The organism is uncultured Mailhella sp., from assembly GCF_905187505.1.
In the GTDB taxonomy this organism is placed as follows: domain Bacteria; phylum Desulfobacterota; class Desulfovibrionia; order Desulfovibrionales; family Desulfovibrionaceae; genus Mailhella.
Genome location: NZ_CAJJIC010000006.1, coordinates 1 through 26,503, shown reverse-complemented (window position 1 = coordinate 26,503; position 26,503 = coordinate 1). Strand labels below are relative to the sequence as shown.

The 26,503-nt window shown below is 61.3% G+C and carries 26 protein-coding genes; 7 read left to right on the top strand and 19 right to left on the bottom strand.

The genetic code is table 11. From position 1 onward, the window contains the following. Positions 1 to 58: 58 nt before the first annotated feature. The 8 genes from QZZ60_RS01580 to QZZ60_RS01545 form a co-directional block, all read right to left on the bottom strand. Entirely contained in the window at positions 59 to 574 is a 516-nt protein-coding gene (locus QZZ60_RS01580; RefSeq protein WP_295636878.1) for a hypothetical protein, read from the bottom strand. A 51-nt stretch (positions 575 to 625) separates the two neighbouring features. Beyond that, the gene (locus QZZ60_RS01575; protein WP_295636875.1) at positions 626 to 811 is read right to left on the bottom strand and encodes a hypothetical protein; all 186 of its coding nucleotides are present in this window, start codon (positions 809 to 811) and stop codon (positions 626 to 628) included. Positions 812 to 825: 14 nt separating this feature from the next. After that, positions 826 to 1,296, bottom strand: a complete 471-nt coding sequence (locus QZZ60_RS01570; RefSeq protein WP_295636872.1) for a hypothetical protein — start codon at positions 1,294 to 1,296, stop codon at positions 826 to 828. Further along, positions 1,191 to 2,240 carry a sodium:solute symporter gene (locus tag QZZ60_RS01565; RefSeq protein ID WP_295636869.1) on the bottom strand — a complete coding sequence of 350 codons (1,050 nt, stop codon included), beginning with the start codon at positions 2,238 to 2,240 and terminating at the stop codon, positions 1,191 to 1,193. The genes QZZ60_RS01570 and QZZ60_RS01565 overlap by 106 nt, the downstream gene beginning before the upstream one ends. Before the next feature lie 32 nt (positions 2,241 to 2,272). Next, the gene (hutH, locus tag QZZ60_RS01560; RefSeq protein ID WP_295636866.1) at positions 2,273 to 3,802 is read right to left on the bottom strand and encodes a histidine ammonia-lyase; all 1,530 of its coding nucleotides are present in this window, start codon (positions 3,800 to 3,802) and stop codon (positions 2,273 to 2,275) included. Positions 3,803 to 3,818: 16 nt separating this feature from the next. Continuing rightward, positions 3,819 to 5,090 (bottom strand): MFS transporter, encoded by a 1,272-nt coding sequence (locus QZZ60_RS01555; protein WP_295636864.1) that lies wholly within the window; start codon positions 5,088 to 5,090, stop codon positions 3,819 to 3,821. A gap of 70 nt (positions 5,091 to 5,160) precedes the next feature. Next, positions 5,161 to 6,165, bottom strand: coding sequence for an ornithine cyclodeaminase family protein (locus QZZ60_RS01550; protein WP_295636861.1), 1,005 nt, complete (start codon positions 6,163 to 6,165; stop codon positions 5,161 to 5,163). 29 nt (positions 6,166 to 6,194) lie between these two features. Next, positions 6,195 to 6,995, bottom strand: coding sequence for a PhnD/SsuA/transferrin family substrate-binding protein (locus QZZ60_RS01545; protein ID WP_295636857.1), 801 nt, complete (start codon positions 6,993 to 6,995; stop codon positions 6,195 to 6,197). 229 nt (positions 6,996 to 7,224) lie between these two features. Between QZZ60_RS01545 and QZZ60_RS01540 the strand changes: the two genes are divergently transcribed. Both QZZ60_RS01540 and QZZ60_RS01535 read left to right on the top strand, forming a co-directional pair. Further along, entirely contained in the window at positions 7,225 to 8,157 is a 933-nt protein-coding gene (locus QZZ60_RS01540) for a LysR family transcriptional regulator (RefSeq protein WP_295636854.1), read from the top strand. Positions 8,158 to 8,682: 525 nt separating this feature from the next. After that, the gene (locus QZZ60_RS01535) at positions 8,683 to 10,167 is read left to right on the top strand and encodes an outer membrane homotrimeric porin (protein WP_295636853.1); all 1,485 of its coding nucleotides are present in this window, start codon (positions 8,683 to 8,685) and stop codon (positions 10,165 to 10,167) included. A gap of 157 nt (positions 10,168 to 10,324) precedes the next feature. Here the strand turns inward: QZZ60_RS01535 and QZZ60_RS01530 are convergent, their stop codons facing one another. Next, on the bottom strand, positions 10,325 to 11,467 hold the full coding sequence (locus tag QZZ60_RS01530; RefSeq protein WP_295636850.1) for an MFS transporter: 1,143 nt from the start codon (positions 11,465 to 11,467) through the stop codon (positions 10,325 to 10,327). A 189-nt stretch (positions 11,468 to 11,656) separates the two neighbouring features. Here QZZ60_RS01530 and QZZ60_RS01525 point away from each other — a divergent pair, with 189 nt between their 5' ends. Then, positions 11,657 to 12,250 (top strand): DNA-3-methyladenine glycosylase I, encoded by a 594-nt coding sequence (locus QZZ60_RS01525; protein WP_295636846.1) that lies wholly within the window; start codon positions 11,657 to 11,659, stop codon positions 12,248 to 12,250. A gap of 20 nt (positions 12,251 to 12,270) precedes the next feature. Next, entirely contained in the window at positions 12,271 to 12,966 is a 696-nt protein-coding gene (locus tag QZZ60_RS01520; RefSeq protein ID WP_295636845.1) for a DUF3298 and DUF4163 domain-containing protein, read from the top strand. Between the two features lie 88 nt (positions 12,967 to 13,054). Here the strand turns inward: QZZ60_RS01520 and QZZ60_RS01515 are convergent, their stop codons facing one another. Together QZZ60_RS01515 and QZZ60_RS01510 are read right to left on the bottom strand one after the other, a co-directional pair. Further along, complete coding sequence (locus QZZ60_RS01515; protein ID WP_295636842.1) at positions 13,055 to 14,161, bottom strand: glycoside hydrolase family 3 N-terminal domain-containing protein; 1,107 nt, start codon at positions 14,159 to 14,161, stop codon at positions 13,055 to 13,057. Between the two features lie 7 nt (positions 14,162 to 14,168). Beyond that, positions 14,169 to 14,864, bottom strand: coding sequence for a TetR/AcrR family transcriptional regulator (locus QZZ60_RS01510; RefSeq protein ID WP_295636839.1), 696 nt, complete (start codon positions 14,862 to 14,864; stop codon positions 14,169 to 14,171). A gap of 549 nt (positions 14,865 to 15,413) precedes the next feature. Between QZZ60_RS01510 and yddG the strand changes: the two genes are divergently transcribed. Beyond that, on the top strand, positions 15,414 to 16,313 hold the full coding sequence (gene yddG / locus QZZ60_RS01505) for an aromatic amino acid DMT transporter YddG (protein ID WP_295636836.1): 900 nt from the start codon (positions 15,414 to 15,416) through the stop codon (positions 16,311 to 16,313). A gap of 98 nt (positions 16,314 to 16,411) precedes the next feature. Here yddG and rlmN read toward each other — a convergent pair whose 3' ends face one another. The 7 genes from rlmN to pdxS all read right to left on the bottom strand — a co-directional run bounded on the left by rlmN (position 16,412) and on the right by pdxS (position 22,887). After that, a complete protein-coding gene (gene rlmN / locus QZZ60_RS01500) occupies positions 16,412 to 17,512 on the bottom strand; it encodes a 23S rRNA (adenine(2503)-C(2))-methyltransferase RlmN (protein ID WP_295636833.1) in 1,101 nt (366 codons plus the stop codon). Between the two features lie 115 nt (positions 17,513 to 17,627). Next, the gene (locus tag QZZ60_RS01495; protein ID WP_295636831.1) at positions 17,628 to 18,716 is read right to left on the bottom strand and encodes a tRNA-dihydrouridine synthase family protein; all 1,089 of its coding nucleotides are present in this window, start codon (positions 18,714 to 18,716) and stop codon (positions 17,628 to 17,630) included. Between the two features lie 245 nt (positions 18,717 to 18,961). Continuing rightward, positions 18,962 to 19,789: a ComF family protein gene (locus QZZ60_RS01490; RefSeq protein ID WP_295636828.1), complete on the bottom strand. Its 828-nt coding sequence runs from the start codon at positions 19,787 to 19,789 to the stop codon at positions 18,962 to 18,964. After that, a complete protein-coding gene (locus QZZ60_RS01485) occupies positions 19,786 to 20,358 on the bottom strand; it encodes an NAD(P)H-dependent oxidoreductase (protein WP_295636825.1) in 573 nt (190 codons plus the stop codon). The genes QZZ60_RS01490 and QZZ60_RS01485 overlap by 4 nt, the downstream gene beginning before the upstream one ends. A 175-nt stretch (positions 20,359 to 20,533) precedes the next feature. After that, complete coding sequence (locus QZZ60_RS01480) at positions 20,534 to 21,148, bottom strand: MBL fold metallo-hydrolase (RefSeq protein WP_295636822.1); 615 nt, start codon at positions 21,146 to 21,148, stop codon at positions 20,534 to 20,536. A 213-nt stretch (positions 21,149 to 21,361) separates the two neighbouring features. Next, positions 21,362 to 22,012 carry a pyridoxal 5'-phosphate synthase glutaminase subunit PdxT gene (gene pdxT, locus QZZ60_RS01475; protein WP_295636820.1) on the bottom strand — a complete coding sequence of 217 codons (651 nt, stop codon included), beginning with the start codon at positions 22,010 to 22,012 and terminating at the stop codon, positions 21,362 to 21,364. Continuing rightward, positions 22,006 to 22,887 (bottom strand): pyridoxal 5'-phosphate synthase lyase subunit PdxS, encoded by an 882-nt coding sequence (gene pdxS, locus QZZ60_RS01470; RefSeq protein ID WP_295636817.1) that lies wholly within the window; start codon positions 22,885 to 22,887, stop codon positions 22,006 to 22,008. Before pdxS ends, pdxT begins: the two co-directional genes overlap by 7 nt. Positions 22,888 to 23,095: 208 nt before the next feature. On the opposite strand from pdxS, the gene QZZ60_RS01465 reads away from it, so the two are divergent. Both QZZ60_RS01465 and QZZ60_RS01460 read left to right on the top strand, forming a co-directional pair. Beyond that, the gene (locus QZZ60_RS01465) at positions 23,096 to 24,547 is read left to right on the top strand and encodes a PLP-dependent aminotransferase family protein (protein ID WP_295636814.1); all 1,452 of its coding nucleotides are present in this window, start codon (positions 23,096 to 23,098) and stop codon (positions 24,545 to 24,547) included. Between the two features lie 100 nt (positions 24,548 to 24,647). Then, entirely contained in the window at positions 24,648 to 25,445 is a 798-nt protein-coding gene (locus tag QZZ60_RS01460; protein WP_295636812.1) for a sulfite exporter TauE/SafE family protein, read from the top strand. Positions 25,446 to 25,765: 320 nt separating this feature from the next. Here QZZ60_RS01460 and QZZ60_RS01455 read toward each other — a convergent pair whose 3' ends face one another. Next, on the bottom strand, positions 25,766 to 26,215 hold the full coding sequence (locus QZZ60_RS01455; protein WP_295636809.1) for a flavodoxin: 450 nt from the start codon (positions 26,213 to 26,215) through the stop codon (positions 25,766 to 25,768). Between the last annotated feature and the right edge of the window lie 288 nt (positions 26,216 to 26,503).

Sequence of the window (26,503 nt, the reverse complement as noted above, 5' to 3'; positions counted from 1 at the left end):
GCTTCAAATTAAACAGACGGGGCCCCTTCCGCGACCAGTACGGAAGGGGCCCCTTTTTTCAGCGCTTGAACGTCAGTCCGTCGGCCTCGAAGGGAAGGTATTTCGCCTCCTTCCCTTCGGGGCTGCCGTAATAGGCCATCCAGTACGGACGGAAAAACGTCTCCACGCCCATCTCGCCGAAGGTCGGCAGATTGCGGCACATGCGCATGACGATGCGCCGGGCAAAGTTCATGGCGGCTTCCCCCGCCTCGCCGCTCTCCATCTCAAAGCGGCCGTTCTGAAAGTGCTCTCCCTGAACGGACGCCAGCACGAGGTCCGTGTCCTTCATGGCGCAGCGGCCGTAAAGAGCGTTCACCGCCACGCTCATGACGCCGCCGGTTTCATGCCTGCGGAAGGGAAAACGCCGGGCCTCCACGGCATAACGCAGCGTGACCATGTAGAAGCGCACGTACTCCAGCCGCAGTTCCGTGAGCGGCTTCCGGACGAATATCCTGCCCAGGAGCCCGCCCTTTCCGGCGGCCCGACGGAACGCCTCCTCCCGGGCAAGGGTGACGGGGGTAGCCATCATGTCCATAGAAAGCTCCACAGCGGCGCTCCATCCGAGAGGAAGAGCGGCAGATGTCCATCAGCCATGCTGGCGAAAAAAGTCACGAATGGCAAGCACCGTGATGGACAGGCAGACCACGGCCACCAGCCCCGGCAGAATGTAGCCGAGCATACTCACGCCGCTCACGAGTCCCCACACGAGGACCACGGCTTCCACAATGATGGCCACAACGAACTTGATGTCGGCAGCAGCGCTCTGTTCCATGACACACTCCTTTTTCAGCATTCATTGACGGGTTCGGCATTGCGGTCGATGGGCTTGCCTATCATGTTCCCGAGAAGGAACAGCAGGAAGGACACCGGCAGGGCCACGAGAACGGGCTTGAGTCCGAAGGGATTGCCCATGGCCTGCCAGACCAGGGTGGTGCCCATGCCTCCGAGCATGCTGAGGAAGCCTCCCGCCACGGTAAAGCGCCATCTCCAGAACAGTCCGCCGAGCACCGGCACGAAGGCCGACGAGAGATAGAGACCGCCGAGGAAGATGACGGCGTCGAGCACGGCGGAGAACTGGAAGGCCAGAAGGCAGCCGCTCAGACCTATGCAGACCATGAAAATGCGCGTGAGCCGTATCTGTTCCTTGTCCGTCATGCAGGGGCGGAACATGGGCTTGATGAGGTCGCAGGTGAGCGTGGTGGCGCCGACGAGGAAAAGGAACTCATGGTGGACATGATGACCGCGAGGATGGAGCATATCCACAGGCCCGTCAAAAACGGCGGCATGGCGTTGATGGCCATGGTGAGGAAGGCCTTGCTGCCCTGCAGCTCGGGATACATGGCTCTTGCGCCGAGGCCGAGCATGGTCATGACGGTGTCGAAGGCCATCCAGATGAGCAGGCAGGTCAAATAGGCGCGCTTGGCGGTCTTCGCACTGTTGGAGGCGCCGAAACGCTGATAGGCTGCGGGGTCGGCATAGACCTGGAAGCCCAGGAGGAAGAAGACGAGAAGCTGACTTACGGGCAGTCCGCCCGTAGGCGAGAAGTGACCGGCAGGAAGCGCTGCGCGCAGTCCCTCGAATCCGCCGACGCTGCTCCACACGCCGGGCAGCAGAAGAAGCGTAAGGCTGGTCATGAGGAAGAACTGCAGAACGTCCGTCATGACCACGGACCACAGACCGCCGAACATGGAATAACATATGACCACGCCCACGATGACCGCGCCGATGATCCAGTTGGGCAGGCCCGTGACGGTATTGCCCATGATGCCTACGGAAACGATGTCCATGAGACGGCTGGAATAGCACACGATGAGTATGGCGCCGAGAATGGCCACGGGTCTGGCGTACAGCCTGCCGAGAAGGGCGGGAATGGTGTTTTCCTTCACGCCGCGCACGCGCGGAGCCACCCACAGTGCCAGAGGAATGCGGCCGAGATGCGCGGGCACGCACCAGACCACGAAGGCGGCTATGCCGGCGTTGAAGGCCAGTTCCGCGGTGCCGAACACCGCACCGGAGCCGTACCATGTGGCGGCGACCGTGGCCACGACCATGGGATAGGACAGGGCTCTGCCCGCCATGAGATAGTCTTCGGAGTTCTTCACCTTTCGGGAAACATACCAGCCCACCAGAATCATGATGCTGAGGTACATGAATATGGCCAGCCAGTCGAGACCGGTCCAGTTAACGACTACATCCTGCATAAGGCTCTCTCCTGTGTTGAAATTTCATGGTCTCAGACGACAGGGGCGTGAGCGCGGGCAATTTCCGCGAGGCGTCCCGAAGCCATCAGGTCATAACCGGTTCTGATGTCCGCGCTGATGACGCGGTCCTGATCAAGGAAGGGAATGACGGCGCGAATGGCCTCATAGGCCTTTGCCGTGGCCGTGCCGAGGGGAGCGGAACGGCGCAGATCCACGGCCTGCGCCGCGTGATAGGCCTCCATGCCCAGCATGTAACGAAGGTTGTCGATGATTTTTGCGGTCTTGCGCACGACGAGCGGCGCGTTGGACGCATGATCCTCGACCTCGCCGGAAAGCGCCATGTAGTCCGCGCTGACAGGGTTGGACAAATGACGTATTTCCGCCTCCAGCGCGGAAAACGTCTTCTGATTGGTGGTGTAGGCCATGACGCTCGTGCCGTCGGGACTCAGGAAGCGGGGAAGACGGCTGAAGCCGGGAGAATCCAGCTTTATCACCTGATAGCAGATGTTGCGCGCCAGATGGCTGAGCGCAAGCCCCAGCATTTCAAAGCCCAGCACCCAGGAAGTCACCTCGAAGTTGGAATTGTGCGCAAAGCGCCGTTCGTCAGCGATCACGCAGGGATTGTCGTCCGTGGCATTGACGTGCAGAAGAAGCTGGGGCTTCAAATAGGAAAGGGCGTCGCGCACGGCGCCGTGCACATGGCAGGCGGAGCGGAAGCAGAGCGGATCCTGCATGGTGGCGGCCACGCCGCCCTTCCAGAGAAAGCTGTTTTCCAGATATCGACGCACCCGGGCGGCGGTTTCCGTGGGGCCCGGCACGGGACGACGGCTGAAGCAGGCCGCATCCAGCGGCGACACGTTGCCGCCGTAGCCTTCAAGAGCCAGCGCATACAGAAGGTCAGCGGCGTCCATGAGGCGCTCGCACTCGTCGAAAGCAAGCGCCGCGAGCCCTGCGGACATGGCGTTGCTGCTCACGATGGCCAGGCCTTCCTTGCATCCGAGGGCAAGCGGTTCAAGACCTGCCTCGGAGAGCGCCCGGCGGGCTTCCATGCGCTCTCCGCGCAGCATCACGTCTCCCTCGCCCATGACGGCGAGGCCCACGTGCGCCAGGGAAACAAGATCCGCCTCGCCTATGGAACCGCGCCCCGGAATGACGGGATGCAGCCGCAGATTGAGGAAATCCCGGTAGCGCTCCACAAGTTCCCAGGAAACGCCCGTTCCGTCGGCGAGAAGGCAGTTGAGGCGGACAAGCAGCGTCGCCCGAACCTCAGGCTCATCGAGCTCGGGGCCGACGGCGGCGCTGTGCGAGCGGATGAGCATGGAGTTGAAGGCGGCAAGGCCTTCCCTGCTGATGTCCCAGTCCTTGTTCATGCCCACGCCCGTGTTGAAGCCGTAGATGCGCGGCATGGTTCTGTCCTGCGCCATGGCAAGCACCATGTCGCGGGTGCGGCGGATGCGCGCTTCCGCTTCCGGGGCGATGGCCACAGATGCGCCCTCGCGTGCCACGAGAACGATCTGACCGATCGTCAGGGAAGAACCGTTCAGAAGGATGACTGGCTTCATGATTGCTCCGAGGGCCTCAGGCCCGGCTGCGCCCGCGCAGCATGAGCGCCGCGACAAGGCTGATGAGGGAAAAGGCGAAATAGATGAGGAAGGCGCGGGAATAGGCGACATCGACGCCGAGCATCTGCAGACGCTCCAGAACCGCGCCCACGGCGGCCTGAAGGCAGGCCGTGCAGGCAAAAATGGAAAAGCTGAGCATGGACGTGGACAGTCCGAGCACCGACCCCGGCAGCGTTTCCCTCACCGCGGTGAACAGCACCGAGGCCGTGGCATTGCCGGCAAGGCATATGCCGCCGAACTGAAGCCAGAGCGCCCAGAGAGGCAACGGAGCCGTACAGAAACAGAGGCTCGCGGAACTTGCGAGCGCGGCAAGGGACCCCGCCACGAGCACGATCTTCCGGGAATGAAGTCTTTCGGAAATCCATGCTCCCGCGGGCGTTCCCACCACCAGGCTGAGCGCGCCGAGCGAAAGCAGCGCTCCCGCGGACTCGGAAGAGAGGTGATGCACCCTGCGGTAGTAGTCTCCGGCCCACAGTCCGGCAAAGGAAAAGAACAGGGAGGCTCCCGTCAGATACCACAGCACGATGAGCCGGTACTGACGCGAGGAAAACAGCACGCGGAAGGCCTCGCGTGCGCTCAGCCTCTTCTGCGGCTCATCCTGCCCCATGTTCATCAGCGCAGGGGCCGGCAGACCGAGTTCCCGCCGCTGGCTTTCGGAAGGAGCATCCTTCACGAGGAAAAAGAGCACCGCGCCCCAGAGCAGGGAAAAGACTGCGATGGCCCAGAACACCGGACGCCATCCGAAGGCATCGCTGAGCGAGGCCAGCGGGGCCGCGGCAAAAAAGGTGCCGAGTCCGCCCACGGCCATGAATATGGACACAAGTCTCGCATACGCGCCTTCACAGAACCAGCGGCTCATGATCTTGAAGGAAGCCGTGGTCACGACGGCCATGCCCACGCCCACGAGGGCGCGGCCCGCAAGGGCCTGCCCGAGGCCGGAGGCGGAAGCGAAAAGAATGCCTCCCACGCCGCCGAGTCCGAAAAGAATCAGCATGGCCCTTCTCGGCCCCCAGCCGTCCACCATGAGACCCGCGGGAATCTGCGTGGCCGCATAGGCGTACAGGAATGCCGAGCCGAGCCAGCCCGTCATGGCAGGCGCAAGCTCAAGTTCCTGCGCAAGCTCGGGCATGATGACCCCGAGACTGAGCCGCTGGAAGAACACCAGAAAGTATGCGCCGCACAGCGCGGCGAAAAGCAGGCATGCATAGGAGAAGGAACGGGAGCGCATGAACGTACCGCCGTAAATTATGGTGAATCACTCCGGGCACGGAAGGCAGACGCCTCCCGTGCCCCCGCCGTCAGCGGTAACGCAGTTTCTGACCGAGGCCGAGTCTGCCGGCCTTTTCCAGCATGGCCCAGCCGAGGGCGATGTCGTTGGTGCTCAGACCGCGATGCCAGAAAAGAATGGTCTCGTCATCGCTTTCACGGCCGGGACGAAGGCCCGCCACGATCTGCCCGAGCTCGGCGTGCAGATTCTCCTCGGTGAGCTTGTCCGCCTCCACATGGGGCCGCAGCGAGCCGTAGGGAAGCCCCTTGCGGCACTGCCCCCAGTCGTCCACCACGATCTTGTCCATGATGTCGGTGAGCGAGAGCTCCACCGCGCTCATGGTGCCGTAGGGAACCACGAAGGCGCCCTTCTTTATCCATTCCGTCTTCAGCATGGGACAGGGGGCGGGCAGCCTTGTCGCCTCCACCACGATGTCCGCGCCCTCCACGCAGGATTGCCAGTCGTCCACCACGCGAACGGGCTTTCCGAGATCTTCGGAAAGTCTTCTGCCGAAGGCCTCGCGACTTTCCGGACGGCGGGAATGGACGCGTATCTCCTCAAAATCGAACAGCGAATCAAGCAGACGCACGTTCCAGTAGGAGGTTCCCCGGGAACCTATGTGACCGAGCACGCGGGAATTTTTTCTGGCCATGTATTTCGCACCGAGAGCGGTCACCGCGCCGGTGCGCATGTCCGTGATGGACGTGGCGTCGAGCACGGCCTTCACCATGCCGGTCTCGGGATCGAACAGGTTCATGATCGCCATTTCCGACGGGAGATTCTGCTTGTAGTTGTCCACATAGTCTCCCACGATTTTCACGCCCGCCACGTGCAGAGGCTGAATATAGCCGCGCAGCACGTTGAAATGACCCTTGGCGGAATCTTCGGGCACAAGATGCACCCGCGGCTCGATGCGGGTCTGTCCGAGCCCCTGAGCGCGGAGGCTCTCCTCCACGGCCGCAAGAATTTCGGCATCGGTCATGTTCAGAGCGTCGACGTCGGGCCCGTTGAGATAGGTAAGGTAGCTTTCCTGCATGGTGTGGACTCCAGAAGTTTCAGGTGAAATCAGACGGGGCAGGGGTAGCCGAGGCGCAGAGCCCCGGCTTCCTGCTCCGCAAGGACCGCATAGTCGGAAGGGGAAGGCAGGCAGAAGCCACGCATGCACAGTTCCCGGCGGAGCTCCTCGCCGCAGGAGGCACGGCTCCACTCCGCAAGCGCCCCGCGAAGCGCAGAGACGGCGCGCTCGTCCGCCTCGGGAGAGGACGCGAGAAAAGGCATGGCCGTCAGGGGAGAACGGCCGATGATGCAAAGCTCCTCCTGCCATTCCCGTTTGGCGGAAACAAGCAGGCTGTAAAAATAACTGTCCAGGGGAACGACATCCGCGCGATGCTCGCGCAGCGCCTTCAGGCAGTCGGCCGGAGTCTCAAGCTCCACGATCTGCGAGTAGAGCTTCCGTCCCGCCGCATGCGGCGCAAGCAGAAAGCGCAGGGCGTTGTACCCCGACTGGGAGTGGGCGGGCATACGGCCCAGCCTGCCGCCGAAGCTGTCCTCCACTCTCGTCCAGCCGCTGGACGCACGGGCCAGAAGAAGCGTCCGATACACGGCCTTTTCTCCAGACTCGGGTCCGAGGGGCGCGCCCATGATGCGGTGACGGGCTCCGGCCTGCACATACGGCCGTCCGCACATGAACACCAGCCCCATGTCAGGCCTTTTCCACAGCTCGCCGAGAGACGCCGGTGCCGCCCAGTCCAGCACGACAAGCCTCACGCCGGCAAGACGGCCGACCTCCTCGAAAAGCATCCGCCAGGCCTCCGCATGACGGGCCGTGGCGTTGTACAGTCTGGAACAGGCGATAAGCGTGGTCATGGGAGCCTCGGGATTAAAGGTTCTGCCGTGCGCCGTCGCATCGGAAACGCGACCGCCCTTTACGGAGCAGTCGAGCTTCTTCTATCATTCTAAAAAAATTTTTGTCAAAACAATTATTGATAAAATTTATTGATTGCTATATAGACGACTTCAATACCGCATGCGCAGCGGCACCGTCCGTCCTTTTCGGCGACAAGCCGCCGGAACATCGTCTTTTCGGGGGAAAGCCATGATCGAACCCTTCAGCGGAAACTTTCTGCAGTGGCTCCGCGGCTTCTATGCCGTGGCGGAATACGGCAACATGTCGCAGGCGGCGGAAAGTCTCGGTCTCAGGCAGCCCGCCGTCAGCTATCTGGTGCAGTGTCTGGAAACGGAACTCGGCGTGCAGCTTTTCCACCGGCGCAACAAAAGCCTGGAGCTCACGGCGGAGGGCCGTCTTCTGAAGGAAAAGGCCATCACCATGTTCGACCTCGTCAAGGAAATCCGCTGCGAGGTGGGCAGCGGCGGCAGAGAGGAGTTCAAGGGGGAAGTCTCGCTTTCCACGACGCACAGCGTTTCGGCAAACATCATTGCCGCCCCTCTCGCACGTTTTCATCAGAAGTACCCGCTCACGAGCTTCATTCTGCAGTCCGGCGGCGAATCGAGCTTCACGCTGGATCTCGTCAACAGCTCCGCCATAGACTTCGGCATCCTGGCCGGAAAGGAATTTCCCCCGACCATTGAAGCGCGTCCGCTCTTTCTGTCCAGACTGGTGCTCGTCAGCCGCCGCGACACGGCTTTCACCCGGGACGAACAGGGATTTCTCAAGGACCCGAACGAACTTGACGGAGTCCCCTTCGTCTCCTTCTCCTCAGCCAGCACGCTGAGCCATGTGGTCACGGACGAACTTCTCGAATGCGGTGCCTCTCCGGCCGTGGCCGCCACGGCCAACAACTCGGCGGTCATTCTCTCCTACGTGCGGGCGGGCATGGGCGTGACCATTCTCGAAGACTTCACCGTGCGGCACTGCCAAGACGAGCTCGACATCTATCCCCTGCCCGGAGAAAAAGTGCTGCGCCAGTATTCACTCATCACGAGACGGCGCAGACACCTGCCGCCCCAGAGCGCGGCCTGCATCGAAGCGCTGTTCAAAGACCTTGCAGACAGCGTCAGACCCATGTAGCGCTTTCCTGCAGCAGGCATGCCCGGCGCGCTTTTCGACACGGCGCGTCGATTCACCGTCTCCGGTCGCTTTTCCGCATGGTCGGCAGCCGCTCCCGGCTTTTCGCATCATGCCGGACGTCCCGTGGCGCTCCGCTTCTCCTTTTTGCCGCAAGGAGACAAAAAGAGCCCCTGCCGCTCCGACGTTGCGCCGGCCCTTTCTGCTCCTCCGGCGGCTGCAATGCCTGCATCAGTTTTTCCGCATGGGATACCATTATTATAATACACTACGATAATGCCATAACTACTCTATAATCAAAATAACACAATCATATAATATGCCAGCAATCATCTCATACGTCAGCGTATAATAACGTGTAAAAAACTGAACATTCTAATCATTCTCATATTGTTTTTGTCATAAAAAAGAAACTATACCTTTTCCATGCCTTTCATAAAGGCCAAAATCCTGCATTCTTTCTTCTGTATGACGCATGGAATGTCATCCATGCCGGAAGAATCAGGCAAAACAGTGGGAAGGTATGACATGAAAAAGATTCTCACCCTCATGCTGGCGGCAGGCATGACGCTGGCCGCGACAAGCGGCGCATCCGCCGTCGACGTCAAGATCAGCGGAACCTACGACTTCTCGTTCAGCGGCTCCAGCAATCTCAACGGCGACAACTCCTTCATGGACGCTTCGGACTATCGCCACAACACCGGCCGCGAGCTGAACCAGCATCACTTCGACGTGTATCAGCGTATGCGTCTGGGCATGGACTTCGTCATGAGCGAACAGCTCTCGGCGTTCTATCAGGCGCAGATCGGCATCTTCAACTGGGGCGGCCCCTACAAGGGCGCCGGCAAGATGGAGAACGACGGCGGCGCTCTGGGCACCCGCTCCACCAACATCACCACCCGTCAGGCCTACCTTGACTGGATGATTCCGCAGACGAACGTGCATGTGCGCATGGGCCAGCAGGAAGTGCTTCTGCCCAACTACGTGGCCGGCAGCCCCGTGCTCGACGATCCCGCCACCGGCGTGTTCCTCTCCGCCCCCGTGACCGACACCTTCAGCGCCAACGCCTTCTGGATGCGCGCCGTGTCCGATCCTCTGAAGAACGCCTACGGCGAATACGACTACAACGACGCCGACGTGGATCTGTTCGGTCTCATAGGCGATCTCAAGTACGACTATTTCCGCTTCACTCCCTGGGCCATGGTCGGTCACGGCGGCGACAACTTCGACCGCGTGTCGAACGCCGGTCCCACCGCTTCCGGCCTGCTGCCCTTCAACGGCATGAACCGTCTCTCCTGGGACAACGGCACGCTCGTGGCCACGCCCGACGGCACCGGTTCCACCGTATGGTTCGCGGGCTTCGGCGGCGACTTCACGCTGTTTGATCCTCTGCGCCTCGCCATGGACTTCTATTACAGCGGCACGCACAACGGCAACGCCTCCACGGAACGCGAAGGCTGGTATCTGGCCGCCCTCGCCGAATACCGTCTGCCCTGGTTCGTGCCCACCCTGAAGGCCTGGTACGCTTCCGGCGACGACAGCAAGGTGACCAACGGTTCCGAACAGCCTCTGTACCTCTCCGGCGGCTTCAAGCCCGGCGCGAGCTCCTACTTCAAGGGCCGCTTCAACATCGCCAACACCATAGACAACGGCAGCGCCGGCGGCACCTGGGGCATCAGCGCCCAGCTCAACAGAATGAGCTTCATCGACAACCTGTCGCATGATTTGCGGGTGAGCTACTTCCGCGGCACCAACAGCAGCAACATGCCCAACATCATCAACAACATCTACGGAGGTTCCGTGTCTCCGGCCAACTATCTCACCACCAAGGACCACGTGGTGGAAGTGGACTTCGACACCTCCTATCAGATCTACAAGAACTTCGTCACCGTTCTGGAACTGAGCTACGCCTTCCAGGACTTCGACGGCGGCGTGTGGAAGAACGCCGCCGGCGACAACAGCGACTTCTCCAACGCCTGGCGCGCTGCGCTGAACTTCCGCTACAAGTTCTAGGCATCTTTTCATCCCGTCGCCACCGCCCTTCTCTTCTGTCATTCCGGGAGAAGGCCGGACCCCTCTGACGGCAGGATAAGACAAGGCCGGCTCCTTTCGGAGCCGGCCTTTTTTCGTCATGCAAAACGCGCTGCAAAAAACGCCCTTTTTCCCCCGCTCAGGCCTTTCTGTCCCGCACCACGCCGGAGCCGAAGAACATGACGGCGCACAGCACGACCACCACGCCCATGGCCGCCTGAAGTCCGACAAGAGAACCCAGCATGCCGATGAGCGGAGGAATGAAGAGCTGACCGCTTGCTGCAAGCATGGAAAGAAAGGCCGTCACCGTGCCGGTGGGCATGTCGTGTCTCCGGCCCGCCGCACTGAAGATGATGGGCACGCTGACCGAAAGGCCGAACCCCATGAGGGCGTATCCCAGCAGGCAGACAAGGGGCCACGGGGAGAGAAGGGCCACCAGAATGCCACAAAGCGCGCAGCCGCAGCACGCGCGCAGGAGACGTGCGTCGCCGAAGTGTTCGCGCAGCCGGTCGCCGAAAAAGCGCATGATCACCATGGCCACGGAAAACGAGGCATAAGCCAGGGCAGCCGTATGCTCGGACGCACCCTTCACCTCATGCAGAAGCAGCACGCCCCACTCTCCCACCGAACCTTCCGAGGAATAGGAACAGAGCATGAGTATGCCGAAGGCCAGCACCCAGAGAGGCGGCAAGGAAAATTTCCCTTTTTTCTCTCTTGGACGCGGCACGTCGTGCAGAAGATTCCGGGCAAACAGGGGAAGAAGCGCCAGAAGGATCAGAGCAATGCCGGCAAAATGCCCCAGCGGAGGAACCGCTAGAGCCGCCATGCATGAGCCTGCGAGCGCCCCCAGAAGGCCGCCCGTGCTGTAGAGCGCGTGCATGGAGGAAATGACGGGCCTGTGCATGGACGTTTCCACCAGAATGGAGCCCGCATTGATGCCCACGTCGTTCATGCCTATGGCAAAGCCCAGAAGCGCAAAAAGCAGGCATGCCGAAACAAATCCCGACGCCAGCCCCATGCAGGGAAAAAGCAGAATGAGCCCGCAGCTTGCCAGGGAAAGCACGGTGCGGCAGCTCGTGCGTGAAATGGCCCAGCCCGCCAGAGGGAAGGAAAAAAGTCCGCCCACGCCCATGCACAGCAGCATCACGCCCACGTCGGCATCGCTCAAGAACGCCTGCGCCTTGATGGCGGGCATGCGGGACATCACGCTGCCGTAGGCAATCCCCGTGACGGCAAAGAAAAACGAACAGGCCCAGCGAGGGCTCACGACCGGAAAGCTCACAATTCCCCCCGCCGCCGTCTCCCCGGCGGACTTTCATGAAGGTTCATGCCCTTCAAAAAGGACAAGGCCGGAAGAGTTCCCTTCCGGCCGAAGAATTTCTCCTGTTTATGCAGGGGGCTTTCCGCTGTCAAGCGCCTCTCTGTACTTCGCCGCGGAAACAGGGCACTATGCCCCTCTGGAGGAATCGCCATGGAACATCCCGGCTGCACATGGAGCAGAAGCAACGACCTGCTGCGCCTCTACCACGATACGGAATGGGCCGTGCCCGTACACGACGACAACGTGCTTTTCGAGCATCTTTCTCTGGAAGTTCTGCAGTGCGGCCTGAACTGGCTGCTCATGCTCAAAAAAAGAGACATATTCCGGCAGGCGCTCGCCGGTTTCGATCCGGAGCGCCTGGCCGCCTTTTCGGAAAGCGACGTGGAGGCCGCCCTTGACGTGCCCGGCATGATCCGTTCCCGCCGCAAGGTGGAAGCGCTTGCGGGCAACGCGCGCGCCTTTCTTGCCGTGCAGAAGCAGTTCGGCTCCTTTCATTCATGGCTCTGGAGCTTTACCGACGGATGCATGCTGGTCTATGAAAGCCACGACCGTGCCGTGCCCGCCAAAAATGAACTTTCCGACCGCGTAAGCGCCGCCCTCAGGGCACGGGGCTTCCGATACGTCGGCAGCGTCACCATCTATTCCATGCTTCAGGCCTGCGGCATGATCAACGACCACGAACGGGACTGCCCGCGCTTTCGCGCCGTCATGCAGGGCGCAAACGTAAGACACGTCAAAGACTGATCTTCACTTCCGAGGACGCCATGAACAAGATTGCTCCCTTCTTCCTGTCCCTCTTCCTTGCCCTTGCCGCACACGCCGCCGCTGCCGGGGAACCCGCCCTGTCCACCTACACGGAACAATCCTCCGACCTGAACGTCAAGGCGTCCTGGCAGCGCTTCGGCCTTGCCCTGCCGGACAGGGAATCCGACGATCTCGTCAGGCGATTCGTGGATGATTTCAGGGAAGCGGCAGAGCAGGACAGAAAGGAACTCCGGGCCATGAAGGAAAAATCGCCGGACATGCCGGAACATATGTTTGAAATGGACATTGAAGGCACCATTCACGGCAACGGCAAGGTGACGGGCATGCTGTGGAAGGCCTACCAGTATGCCGGCGGCGCCCACGGAAATCTGCTCGTCCTCTCCAGAAACTACGTCTCTTCGAACGGAAGGTCCGTCGGGCTGCACGACCTTTTCAGACGGCCTGAAAAGGCTCTTGCGCTCATGAGCGAGCTGACGAGAAAAAAACTTCTGGAGCAGGAGCTTCCTCAGGACATGGTGGAGGCCGGCACCGCCCCCGAAGAAGAAAACTTCAGCACCTTCCTGCTGGAAGAAGACGGCCTCACCGTGTACTTCAACCCGTACCAGGTCGGCCCGTGGGCCGCGGGAGTGGTCACCGTGACGCTGCCTTTGAAGGAGCTTGCGGCGGCACAGCCGGTCATGAGCTTCTGGAAGTAGGGGCAAGCTCTCCTCGAAGGCGCTGAAGGCCATGGAGCACAGGGGCGAAGAAGCAACGTGCCCGGAAGAGGACTCCGCCCCAGAGCGGTCAGCGTGCCGGTTCAAGAGTACGTTTCATGGCTTCTATGCGCCGCCAGGACTCTTCCAGCCTCTCCCGGCTCACGACGCCCGCATGCACCAGATGCATGAGCGCCTGAAAGACCTTGTCGTGCAGATCAGGATCATAGGAAAGATTGTTGCCGAAAAGCAGGATGTCGTTGCCCGCGGCGACGGCAAGACGCACCCTCTCTTCCAGGGAGCGCCCCTTTGCCACGGCTCCCATCTGAAGATCGTCGCTCACGACCACGCCGTTCCAGCCGAGCCTGCGGCGCAGAAGCGTGTCCACCACCTTTGAAGACAGGGAAGAAGGCAGGTGCGCGTCGAGCCCCCGATGATACACGTGCGCCACGAGCACCATGCCAGGCCAGCCTCGCTGAAAGGCCTCCACATAGGGCAGAAGCTCTTCTTCCGTCCAGGTTTTCGTCACGTCCGGCAAGGCCAGGTGAGAATCCTTGCTGGCGCTGCCGAGGCCGGGGAAATGCTTGAGCGCAGGCAGAACGCCCGCTTCGCGAAGCCCGTCGGCAAAAGCCAGCGCCTGCCTCGTCACCTGCTCGCTTCCCGAACCGAAGAGACGTCCCGCATTGCCGAGTCCGGGACTCTGCCGGGAACGCTGAAGATCCACCACCGGCGCAAGATCCACGTTGATGCCGAGTTCTGCCATTTCCGTACCGGCCTTGAATCCGAGCACCCGCACTTCCTCTTCGCTCATGCGGCCCATGAGCTCGGCGGAAGGAAGCGCAAAAAAACCGCGCTCAGGCTTGAGACGGCATACCCTGCCGCCTTCCTGATCCACGGCCACGAGCAGCGTTCGGGCGGAAGCGGACTGCAGGGAAGAAATCAGCCTCTTCAGCTGGGCGGGCGATTCGACGTTGTACGGATCACCCTTTTTCCGCCCCCTGTCGAACAGAATGACGCCGCCGAGACGGCCTTCGGAAACGGCCTTCAATACGGACTCGGGAGCCGTTGTCCCGTGAAAGCCCACCATGATCATGGCGCCGGCCATCTGCTCCGCGGAAGGTCCGCGGGAAGACGCGGCAAAGCCCGGCCCCGGCAGAAGACACGCCAGCGCCAGAACGACGGTCAGAATCAGTCGCACGGAAACCCTATTCCTCCCCTTCCTCCCGAAGAGACACGGAAGGAAGTTCTCCCTTCGCGTAGCGTTCGGAAAAGGCGCGGAGGGCTTCAAAAAGCAGCAGCTTGAAATGACGGTTCACGTCTTCCTTGCGGTATCCGAACACCGTGGTCAGAGAACGGGCCATGTCGCGCTGCACGCAGAGCATGAGAAGATACGGGGCCATGACCGTGATGATGCAGCACTGAAGCGCCGGATCGTCACGGGGAATGCCCGTCATTTCCGAAAGAAGCGACCCTATGCTTCTTTCCTTGGACAGGGTGCTTTTGAGAAAGTCCACCCCGCCTATGGGCGAGGGGGCGATGAGCTCATGCGCCCATATCCTTGCATACCAGCTCTGCCCGTCGTAGGCCGCCGCGATGTAGGCGTCAAGCACTCTTTCCAGCTTCACCTCCACGGGAAGCTCCGCGGAGGTGATGAGTTCCATCTGCCTTTCGTTCACGATGTGCTCATGCACGTCGTCGAGAACGGCACGGTAGAGATCATCCCGGCTGCCGAAGTAGTAGTTGACGGCGGCAATGTTCACGCCCGCCTCACGACAGATCATCTTGCTCGTCGTATCGGCGTATCCGTGCTCGGCAAACAGACGAACGGCCGTGCCGAGAATCTGACGGCGCGTGGCTTCGCCGTCCTCACGCGAGTGCTTCTTGCGGGGAAAAAACAGCATACAGGGGAAACCTCTCGTCAGGGAACGCTGCGTCAAGCATAAGCCAGGAAGGGACGGGCCGCAACGGCTTTCCCGAAACGCCGCGATGAAAAAAGGGCAAAAAAAAGGCTGGGGCATCGTGGACGGCCATGCCCCAGAACCTTCACGGCCGCCGAGGGGTGGCAGACATCGTGCGTATCTCTTTCACGAAGTCTCGCCGTCCTTCCCCAGAAAGCGGCCTGCGCGACAAGGGAATGGAGAGGTTGTATTCCCGCGCGCACCACGAGCGAAATTCGTCCCGTCAAAACGGGATTGCGCTGTTTCCAGCAAAAATCTCAAATCTAAATTTGAATTTGAACTACTCCCCCTGTTCTGTCAAGTCAAAAAATCATCCTTCCGTCTCGATCCGTCTGCGCCTCTCCTGCGTTTTCCCGCCGATGCAAACGCTCCCCCTTCGGAAGATGGCCAAAAAAACGCAAGGAATTTCACAGGATGAAAACATATTGACAAAACGGAAAAACTGTCGGAAGGGCAGATTCGTCTCTTCTCCTTCATCCACAAGGAAACGCCATGTCCTATCTTCCTTCCGCTAGCGGCAAGGCCACGCTTCTGGGGCTTGCCGCGCCCGTGTGCTGGGGAATGTCCGTCGGGCTGGTGCGCAGCATCACGGAACAGTTCGGCCTTGCCGCGGGACTGTCCATTCTCTACGTCTCCACCTGTCTCTTCCTCGTCTTCTTTCTCGGACTTCCCAGAATCAGTGCCTATCCCAGAAAATATCTTTTCCTGGGCATTCCCCTGGCCAACGTGTGTTCCGTCTGCTTCTGCCTGTCGCTTTATCTGTCGGACGGCGGACAGCAGACCGTGGAAGTGGGCATGGTAAACTACCTCTGGCCCTGTCTCGTGGTGCTCTTTGCCGTGCTTTTCAACGGACAGAAGGCCAGATGGTGGATAGCTCCCGGCGTGGTCATCAGCTTTCTCGGCGTCATGATGGTGCTCGGCGGAGAAAAGGGCGTGCAGCCCGCGGAAATATGGATGCACGTGCAGAACAATCCATGGAGCTATGTTCTGGCCTTTGTCGGCGCGGTGGCCTGGGCCGCCTACTCGAACTTCACGCGGGCATGGTCCAACGGCGAGAACCCCACGCTCATCGTGTTCGCCATAGACAGCGTCATGTTTTCCTGTCTGTGGCTTGCAGGCTACGGCGACATTTCCCATGCCTCGTTCACGGGCTGGGCGAGCGTCGCCATCGGAGCCGTGGCCATGGGCGGATCCTACGCCGCGTGGAGCTACGGCGTCACCAAAGGCAACATCACGATTCTTGCCATCGCCTCCTATTTCACGCCGGTGCTTTCCTGCCTGTTCGCCACGGTATGGATAGGCGCAAGTCTCGACGGTGCGTTCTGGCAGGGCGTGGCCGTCATCGTTCTGGGCTCCCTTCTGTGCTGGAGCTCCACGGTCATGCACAAGTAACGCGCACGCTTTCCGAAAACGAAGACGGAATGAATCTCCGAACGTTTCGGAGTTCCCTTCCGTCTTTTCATCCGAACCTCCGCGCGAAGCGCAGAAAATCAGTTGCTGCAGGATGCCGCGGCGTCATGGGCGGCACGAAGCTGGCCGCAGGCCGCCTCGATGTCCTGCCCCTTGCTCTTGCGCACGATGGCGGTAATGTCCTTGGCCCACAGCGCCTTTTCAAAGCGCAGGAGCTCTTCGGGCGAAGGCGCGCGGTACGGCGTGCCCGGCGTGGGATTGTAGGGAATGAGATTCAGCTTGGCCTTGAGGCGCGCGCATATGCGGGCCAGTTGATTCACGTGCTCAGGCTGGTCGTTCACACCGGCAATGACAAGATATTCAAGCGTGATGCGTTCCCTCGTCTTGAGCGGATACTCTTCCAGCGCGCCTATGAGCTCCTCAAGCGGCCAGCGCGCGGCGCGCGGCATGAGCTTTTCGCGCAGCTCCTGATTGGGCGCGTGCAGCGACACGGCAAGGAAGGCCAGACCGCTGTCCCCGAACTCTCTCATGCCCGACTTTATGCCGCAGGTGGACACCGTGATGCGGCGGGGAGAAAAGGCCAGCCCCTTCGGATGCTCCAGCGTGCGCAGGGAATCCATGACCGTGTCGAGATTGAGCAGGGGCTCTCCCATGCCCATGTAGACGAGATTGCGGATGATGGGGCGTTCGGGCTGCGTGTCGTGCACATAGGCGCGCGCGACCTGCACCTGTCCCAGAATCTCGCCCATGGTCATGTTGCGTCGAAAGCCCAGCTTTCCCGTGCTGCAGAAGGAACAGGCCATGGCGCAGCCCACCTGCGTGGACACGCACTGCGTCATGCGCACGGAAAGGTCGTTGGGCCTTTTGGGCGCGTCGCTCGGAATGAGCACCGTTTCCACCAGCTCGCCGTCGGCAAGCTCAAGAAGAAACTTGGTGGTGCCGTCGGAACTTACGCGCACGTCGGCAATGGAGGGCCAGCGTATCTCGGCAAGCTCTGCAAGCTTTGCCCGGTCGCTCTGGGAAATGTCGGTCATGGCCTCAAAGCCGGCCACGTTCTTCACCCATATCCACTGCCATATCTGCACGGCGCGGAACTTCTTGAAGCCCAGCTCCTCCATGACGAAGCGCTCAAGGGCAGGATACGGCAGATCGCAGAGATTCACTTTGCTTGAAAGGGACATGAACAATCCTCGGCCGCAGAGCGGTCAGTTTCTTTATCTTTTATGCCGCCGCACGAAAACGGCATTCAGGGGAGGAAGGCGCAAAAAACGTCAGGAATGTTCCTGAAGCCTACCGCTAACGAAGGGCGATGTCACCCAGGTGCCGCTTCAGAACCTCATCGAGCGCATCCCAGTCCCGGCAGGACACGATTTCCTGCCGCAGCGCCCGCGCGCCGTCCAGATTCTTGACGTATCGCGGCACGAAGGTGCGCATTTTCAAAATGGCATGCTCCGGCGCGTAACGGCGGGCCAGAGCCGCATGACGACGTATCACAAGGGCAAGGGCCTCTCTGTCGGCGGGAAGGGAATCCAGAACATCGCAGGCGTGCTGCGCGTCGAGTTTCCGGCCTTCCTCGCAGGCCAGTCCCGAGCCCTCCGGCAGCTCCCCTTCCAGGGCCCCTTCCGCAAGCAGTCTGCCGTGCTCGGCGAATATGGCCGGATTCTTGAGCGCGCCGCGTGCGTACATGACGCAGGCCGCTCCCGTTTCCCTGAGCACCCTCACGCCGTCGGCCGCGGTGAAAAGATCGCCGCTCGCGATCACGGGCACGGAAAGCTCCCGGGCAAGCTCCGCCACGGCCGAATGTCTCGGCGTGCCGGAAAAGCCCTGCACCGCATGACGGGGATGCAGGGTTATCCATCCCGCTCCGAGCTCTTCCAGACGGCGGGCAAGGTCGAGATAAACCTCATGCTCCGCGTCCCAGCCGAGGCGGATCTTGAATCCGGCCCTTCCCGGTCCGGCTGCGCGGATGACGGCTTCGGCCACGCGCAGCGCGTTCGGCACATCTCGCAGCATGGCCGCTCCCGCGCCGGTCTTGGTCACCTTGGGCACGGAGCAGCCCATGTTCACGTCGAACCACGAAAAGCCGCGGTGACGCAACAGCTGCACGGCCTGTTCCATGAACTCGACCTCCGCACCGAAAATCTGCACCACCAGAGGATGGTCGCAGACCACGCTTCCGTCTTCCAGCCTCTCCCCTTCCTCACTCGTGGTGGCAAGCAGCTCCTCGGTGTTGCGACCGCCGTAAACCAGCCCCTTGGCGCTCACCATTTCCGTACAGCAGACGGCGGCACCCATCTCGCGGCAGAGAAGGCGAAAGGGCAGGTCGGACCAGCCGGCAAGAGGGGCCAGCCACGGAGCATCGGGACGAATGGGAAGTTCTGACATGAGCCATCCTTGAAAGCATGAAAAAACATGAAGAGTCGAAGGCCGGAGTTCAAAGCGGCCGCACGGCGAAGAGATCACGCTCTGTCCGGCATGAAAAGCCGCGGCAGGAAGACCCGGAAAGGCAGCACGCCGCCTCCGGCTCCGCTCTACCTGCAAGGCGCACGCCGACGGAAGACGCCCGGAAATCCGGCAATCGTCTGCGTACCCGGACCGTTCCGGCGCTATGCATAGCAGGCGAAGACGCCTCATGGCAAGGCGAAGCTTCCGCCTCCGTCAGCCTCAAAGCGCGACGAACGTGCCAGCACGGCAACGTCCACGCGGGAAGCGCCCGCCGCAAGCAGACTCTCTGTCGCCCGCTCGAGCGTCGCGCCCGTCGTGCACACGTCGTCGACCAGAAGCACGAAAAGCCCTCCGGCGTCCGCCGCACGAAAGGGCTGAGCCAGGTTCCGGCGCTGCTCCCTGTTCAAAAGTTCCTGCGGAGTCACCTGACGAACCTTGACAAGAAGGTCGGAACGTACGGGCACGCCCATGTCCTTCGACACGTGCCGCACGAGCTCCCGGCACTGATTGAATCCGCGCTCGCGCAGTCTTCCTACGTCCAGCGGCATGGGCACGATGACATCAGGCTTCACCGTCACGTCGTAATGCTCAGCGCAAAGCGCCGCCAGCAGTCTTCCGAGAACGTCCGCACAGGCCAGAGAACCGCCGAACTTCATCCGCAGAAGAAGATCCCGCAAAAGCCCTCCGTACACGCCGAAGAAAATGACATCGTTCCACGGCGGCGTGCGGACGAGACACTGAGCGCAGGGCATGCAGGGTGCCTCTTCCAGAAGCGAGGGCTCTCCGCAGTACGGACAGAATCCCGTGATGCGGCGCTTCATCTTCGTCCGGCAGGAAGGACAGAAAAAACGATGCAGCACGTCGTCCACGGGCGATTCCGAACGGTCTGCGACCTCTTCCGGCTCAAAGGGCTCGCGGCAGGACACACAGCGCCGTTCCCTGAGACCGAGCAGACGGGCCACAGTTCCCGCAAGACGTCCGACCGCCGCAGCCGGGCTCTCCGACGCTCTCACGACGCCGACCCTGCGGCCAGAGCTTCGGCAAAAGAAACGATGCGCGCACAGGCCTCCGCGCTGTTCTCAAGATCCCGGGGGCCGTCCAGTCCGTAAAGACGAAGCGGCTCACTCCAGGTCATCCCGAGAGCAAGGGCCATGTAGCGGAACGTCCGTTCCGCGCCTTCAAAAAGCTTTTCGCCGCGAAGTCGCGCGCCGAAAAGAACGGCCGTCAGCACTCTGCCCCGTCCCGGTTTCTCTCCACAGGTCCAGAATCGCTGGGCGCGGTCTATCCACGCCTTGGCCTGAGCGGGCACATGGTAAAAATACACAGGACACGCCAGCACGCTCACGGGCGCGGCGCACATGCCGTCAAACAGCGCCTTCGCCCCGTCGCCGGGCGCATCAAGAGAACACGTTCCGGGGCGGGAAAGGCACATCCCGCAGGAAACGCAGGGCCGGACGCCTTCATCAGCGATGCGCCACGCCCTGCACGGCACCTTCATGCTCCGCTGCATGAGCGACACGGCAAAATCACTGTTGCCGCCGCGCCTCGGACTGCACGAGGCAAGAAAGACAGGAGCCGACACGTTCTTCCTCCCTGCGCCACGCCCCGTCGTCCCCTTCATGAAGGAAGAAAACCTTCTGCCGGAAACGACGACGGCGCCTTTTCCATGACCTTTCTACGGGGCATCGGCCTTTCAAGCGTTTTTTTGCGGCAGACGCATTTTGCGTTCCTGCCGCGCGCATGAAAAACGCCGGAATCTAGGCTCGGCAGCAGCAGTTGTGCGCCTTCTCGTAACCGATGCTCGTTTCCTGCCCATGCCCGGGATACACCACCACGTTGTCGGGCAGCGTATACAGGCGTTCCCGCAGCGACTTCATGAGCTTTTCACCGTCGCCGCCGGGAAGGTCGCTTCGTCCCACGGAACGGAAGAAAAGCACGTCGCCCGTGATCACAAGACCGAGGTCGGCGAAGTAATAGCAGAGACTGCCTTCGGAATGACCCGGCGCGTGGATGACTCGGCAGGAAAGACTGCCCCAGCTGACCTCGCCCGGCTCAAGGACATTCGCCTCAAAGGGCTTCAGATTCATGCCGAAGCACATGCCGCGGCACAGCAGAAGGCCGCGCTCCGCCCAGTCCTGAGCTCCCACGAAAGGCACGAGTCCCGTGGCGCGCGTCATGTCGGCGCAGCCTATGCAGTGGTCGCAGTGCAGATGCGTAAGCGCCACGGCGCGCAGCGTGAGACGGTTCTCGGCGATCTTCTTCAGCACGAGATCCGTTTCGTCGGAGGGATCGAACACCACGGCGTCCCTGCCGTTGTGCACGATGTAGCAGTTCGCTTCCAGCGGACCGAAAGGAAGAGTGATGACGGGCATGGAGGCTCCTTGATGGCTGTTGTCGTTGCGCGCTTCCGCTGAGTCCGGCGGAAAGAACACGAAAATCCTGTCCGCATACGGCGACCCAGCATGAAGAATGCGGCGTTCCGCCCTCGGGAGGTCGCCTGCGGACTCTCCTGCCTTATCCTGTTTGCCCGGCTTTCGCAATGAAAAGGCCCCGGTTTTCCCGGGGCCGGAAAGACGTGCCGCCCGTCAGGAGAAAAGACCTCCGGCAGCGCGCCACGCAAGACAAAGACGCAGAAAGCTTTCGTGAAACCTGCCGTCCGACGTGAGTTCGGGGTGAAAAGACGTGGCAAGAATGTGATGCTGCCGCACGGCCACGGGACTCGGGCCGAGCGGTCCTTCCACACGGCAGAGCACCTCCACGCAAGAGCCGCACGACACGATGACGGGAGCGCGTATGAACACGGCCTCCACGTTGCAGGCCACGCCCTTCACGTCCAGCCGAGTTTCAAAGCTGTCCGACTGTCTGCCGAAGGCGTTGCGTCGAACACGGGCGTCGAGCAGATTGAGCCGAGGCTGATCGAGAAGCTCACCGTCCGGTCCTTCCACCTCGCGGCAGAGCAGAATGAGTCCGGCGCAGCTTCCGTACACGGGCATTCCCGCGCGTCCGCAGGCCCGCAGAGGCTCAAGCAGGCCCTCTTCCACGAGCAGCCTTCCCATGGTCGTGCTCTCCCCGCCCGGCAGCACAATGCCGTCGAAGCCCTCCAGCCCTCCCCACGGAGAATCCCCGGACAGACGTCGTATTTCCGTCACCTTCGCACCGCACCTTTCCAGCATGATCCGGTGTTCCCGAAACGCACCCTGAAGTGCGAGCACGCCTATGTGAAGAGGCTCTACCATCCCCGCTCCTGCATTCTCTCTTCCGGGGCGATGGTGGAAATGTCAAGGCCCGGCATGGCACTGCCGAGTCCTTCCGACACTTCCGCCAGCACGTCCGCATCATTGTAGTTGGTGGTGGCCCTTACAATGGCCCTGGCAAAGCGCTCCGGGTCGGAAGACTTGAAAATGCCCGAGCCCACGAAAATGCCGTCGCAGCCGAGCTGCATCATGAGCGCGGCGTCGGCGGGAGTGGAAATACCGCCCGCCGCAAAGTTCACCACGGGCAGAGCGCCCTTCTCCCGCACTACGCGCAGAAGTTCAAGAGGCGCGCCGAGCTCCCTGGCACAGCCCGGCACTTCCTCTTCGGGCAGCGAAAGCAGATGACGCAGCTCGTCCATGACCACCCTGATATGCCTCACGGCCTCTATGACGTTGCCCGTGCCGGGCTCTCCCTTGGTGCGTATCATGGCCGCGCCTTCGGCAATGCGCCGCAGCGCCTCGCCGAGATTGCGCGCGCCGCAGACGAAAGGAATGGTGAAATCATGCTTGTTCAAATGATAACGGTCGTCCGCAGGCGTGAGCACTTCGCTCTCGTCGATGTAATCCACGCCGAGCGACTCCAGAATCCTTGCTTCGGCCATGTGGCCTATGCGCACCTTGGCCATGACGGGTATGCTCACCGCCTTCATGATGCTTTTGACCACGGCAGGGTCCGCCATGCGCGCCACGCCTCCGGCCCTGCGTATGTCCGCCGGAACGCGCTCCAGCGCCATGACGGCGCAGGCGCCTGCCCTCTCGGCAATGACGGCCTGCTCAGGCGTGGTCACATCCATGATGACGCCGCCCTTCAACATTTCCGCAAGACCCGTCTTCAGTCGAATCGTTCCTTTTTCCATAATGAGCTCCTTTTGCCGGCCATTTTCCGAAAAGACGCCATCACGCCGCAAACAGGCCGGAACTTATTTCGGAATTAGGTCGTTTCCTTGCCTTTTTCTAGAAAATAAAGCAATACGGGGACAATTAATATTGTCATGCATGCAAGGGCGCATTGCTCATTTTCATGCCGTCCTGTTCCAGGATGAGACAACAGCCTCGAAGGATCCGATGAACGCAAACGATGACCGTCTGCGCAGACTGCGCGAACTCTATGAACACTCGGGCGCTCCCTGCCGCTATCAGCGCGTGGCCGAGGCGCTGGAAGAAAGCATACGACAGGGCACGTTCCGCCCCGGAGACGCCCTGCCCACACAGCGCGCTCTTGCCGCATGGCTCAACGTCACCACGGGAACGGCCACGCACGGCTATGCCGAAGCCGCAAAACGGGGACTCGTCACCGGCGTGACGGGACGGGGAAGCTTTGTTGCCGCCGCAGGCTCGGACGTGGACGTCATGCCTCCCCCCGCCCCGCTGCCCCCGGCCACGGCCTGGCCTGAAAGCCGTGACGACACGCCCGAATCGTGCGATGACGACGAGCCGCGCTGGAATCTCGGCTTCATCGCCCCCTTTGAAAGTCTGAATCCTTCCCTGCACGACGCGCTGAAACGGATGGTGACGCGAATGGATGACCGGGCCATGGCGGAGCTGCAAAGCTATCATCGCCCGGCAGGTCTGGAGAGGCATCGCGAAGCCGGTGCTCTGTGGGCACGGAGATACGGCGTGCCCGTGTCCGGCCGCGATCTTCTCGTATGCGCAGGCTCGCAGCATGCGCTCATGACGCTGCTCACCACGCTCTGCACGCCCGGCGATCGACTTGCCGTGGAAACGCTGAGCTATCCGCTGCTTCGTCAGCTTTCCTGGCGTCTGCGCCTGCCGCTGGTTCCCGTCCGCACCGACGCCTGCGGCATGCTGCCCGACGCGCTGGAAAACGCCTGCCGAAGCGGCGGCATGAAGGCCGTCTACCTCATGCCATCCTGCCGCAATCCCACGCTCACGCGCATGCCGGAGTCCCGTCGGAAAGAACTGGTGGAGGTCTGCCGCAAACACGACGTGCTCATCATTGAAGACGACGTGTACGCCCTTGCCATGAACGCACAGCCTGCACCGGCCTTTGCAGAACTTGCGCCCGAAAGAACTTGCTTCATCGCCGCCACCAGCGAAATACTCGGCGGCGGGCTGAGGGTGGCCTACCTGTGCCCGCCTCAGCACACGCTTGAAGAGCTTGAGCGCACCATCTCCCACACCATCTCCATGGTGCCTCCGCTCATGGCGGAACTTGCCTCTCAGTGGATAAGCGACGGCACGGCCGAAAAAACCCTGAAGGCAAAACGCGAGGAGGCCGCGTTCCGCAATGCCCTGGCCCGCAGCATTCTGGACGGTTTTCCCCTCATGTCCCGCAACAGCGGATTTTTCTGCTGGCTCCGCCTGCCCGAGGCATGGACGGGACGGAAGCTTGCGGCGGAAGCACGGAAACGGGGCGTGATCGTGGCCGAAGGCGAACATTTCCACATGGGACACAGCGTCGCGGAACACGGCGTGCGTCTTGCCCTCGGCGGCGTTGCGAGCCGTGAAGAGCTGGCCCTGGCCCTCGGCATCGTCAGGGAAATTCTGGAATCCTGAGTCTCGCTCGTCACAGCCGTCACATGGAGGACGGGACGGCATTGACGCGCTTCCCCCAGCCGTTATGATGACACGTCAACGTCCCAAGGAGAGAGAGGATATGATAACCGCAATACTTCTTTACTGTGTGCTCGGCGCAGTAGCCGGTCTTCTTGCCGGCCTTCTCGGCATAGGCGGCGGAGCCATAGTCGTGCCCATGCTCGTCTTTTCCTTCCAGTGGCTGAACATCTCGCCGGAAGTGGCCATGCACATGGCCATAGGCACCTCGTTCGGCAGCATCATGTTCACGTCCATTTCCAGCGCCATGGCTCATCACCGTCACGGCGGCGTGGACTGGCATGTCTTCCGCTGCATCGCTCTCGGCATTCTGGCGGGCACCTACGGCGGATCCTTCATCGCTGCCCGCATTCCCGCCCGCTATCTCCAGATGTTCTTTGTGGTGTTCCTCTATTACGTGGCCACCAACATGCTCTTGAACAAAAAGCCCAGCGCCAGCCGCACGCTGCCTGGCTTTGCCGGAATGACGGGCGCCGGCGTGGTCATCGGGGCCGTGTCCAGTCTCGTCGGCATCGGCGGCGGCACGCTCTCCGTGCCCTTCCTCGTCTGGCACAACATGGACATGCGCCGCGCCGTGGGCACCTCTGCGGCCATGGGCTTCCCCATCGCCTTTGCCGGATGTCTCGGCTTCGTGACCAACGGCTGGAACAATCCCGAGCTCCCGGCCTATGCGTTCGGCTATCTCTACCTTCCTGCCCTGGTAGGCATCGTGGCCGTCAGCATGCTCACGGCTCCCCTTGGAGCGAGCATTGCGCACAAGCTTCCGGTGCCGCAGCTCAAAAAATTCTTTGCCTGCTTCCTCTACGTCATCGCAACCAAGATGCTGCTTGACGTGCTGTAAAAACAGCCGCTCCAAAGACGGAACCTTGAAGGTTCCGTCTTTTTTTTTTGCGATGTTCGACTCAACAGTGCCGGACGAGTCTTGTAAGGACGGACCACGGGATGACCGATCCGTCTTTTCCGCATGATACGCCGACTCGGGCAGAACGCCCCGAAGACACAAAAAAAGGAACCGCCTCTTCTCTGGCGATTCCCTTTTTTTCATGGTCTTGATGTTTTCATATGTTTGCGTCCCGCGACGCGTCGAAGCGGATTTTCCGGCAATACGGCAACGCTCCCCCTGCATTTTTCTGCCGAAGGAACGCGATACCGCAACGCCGTTTACGCCTGCAGATCCGCAATGATGCGGTCGCACCAGCCGTCCACGTCATCCCGGCTGCCGTCATAGTCACCTTCCACCTTGAGCCCTTCTTCCATGATGACGGCCCCCAGACCGGAAAGTCTGTTTTCAATCACGTCCACGGCCCCGCAAAAATGCTCGAAGCTGCTGTCGCCGCTGGCAAAGCAGGCCGCTTTTTTGCCGTCTACGCCGATGGCATCGAAATTTTCAAAAAGCGTGTTGAAATCATCCTGCATTTCCACCTCGTCGGTGCCCCAGGCTGAACAGCCGAACAGCGCGGCGTCGTAACCGTTGCACAATCCCTCGGCCGTGGCGTCGGCGGCGTTCAGCACCGTCACGTCGAGACCGGCGTTGCCCATTCTTGCGCCGAGCGCTTCCGCAATGCCCGCGGTATTGCCTGTCGTCGAACCGTACACAATGAGAACCTTCATGTTTCTTCTCCAGTAAGGTCCTTCGGAAAACGAAGGCACAGGGCAGCTGCCCGTCTCCGGCCCCGTGCCGACGGCGGGCGGCCTTCGCTTCCAAAGGAGATGCGAGTCCGTTTTTTTTGCACGGCGGAGACTTGCCGTCTCTCTCCGCCGTGCACGACCAGGAGTATTCATCCCGCCCGAATACGGGATGAATGCAGGACCATAAATCTGGCCGGACCCTGCTGTGAGTCAGAAGCCCGGCTGGGGAATGTGTGGAAAGCCAGCTTTACGAGGTCGGTCAGGCTATGT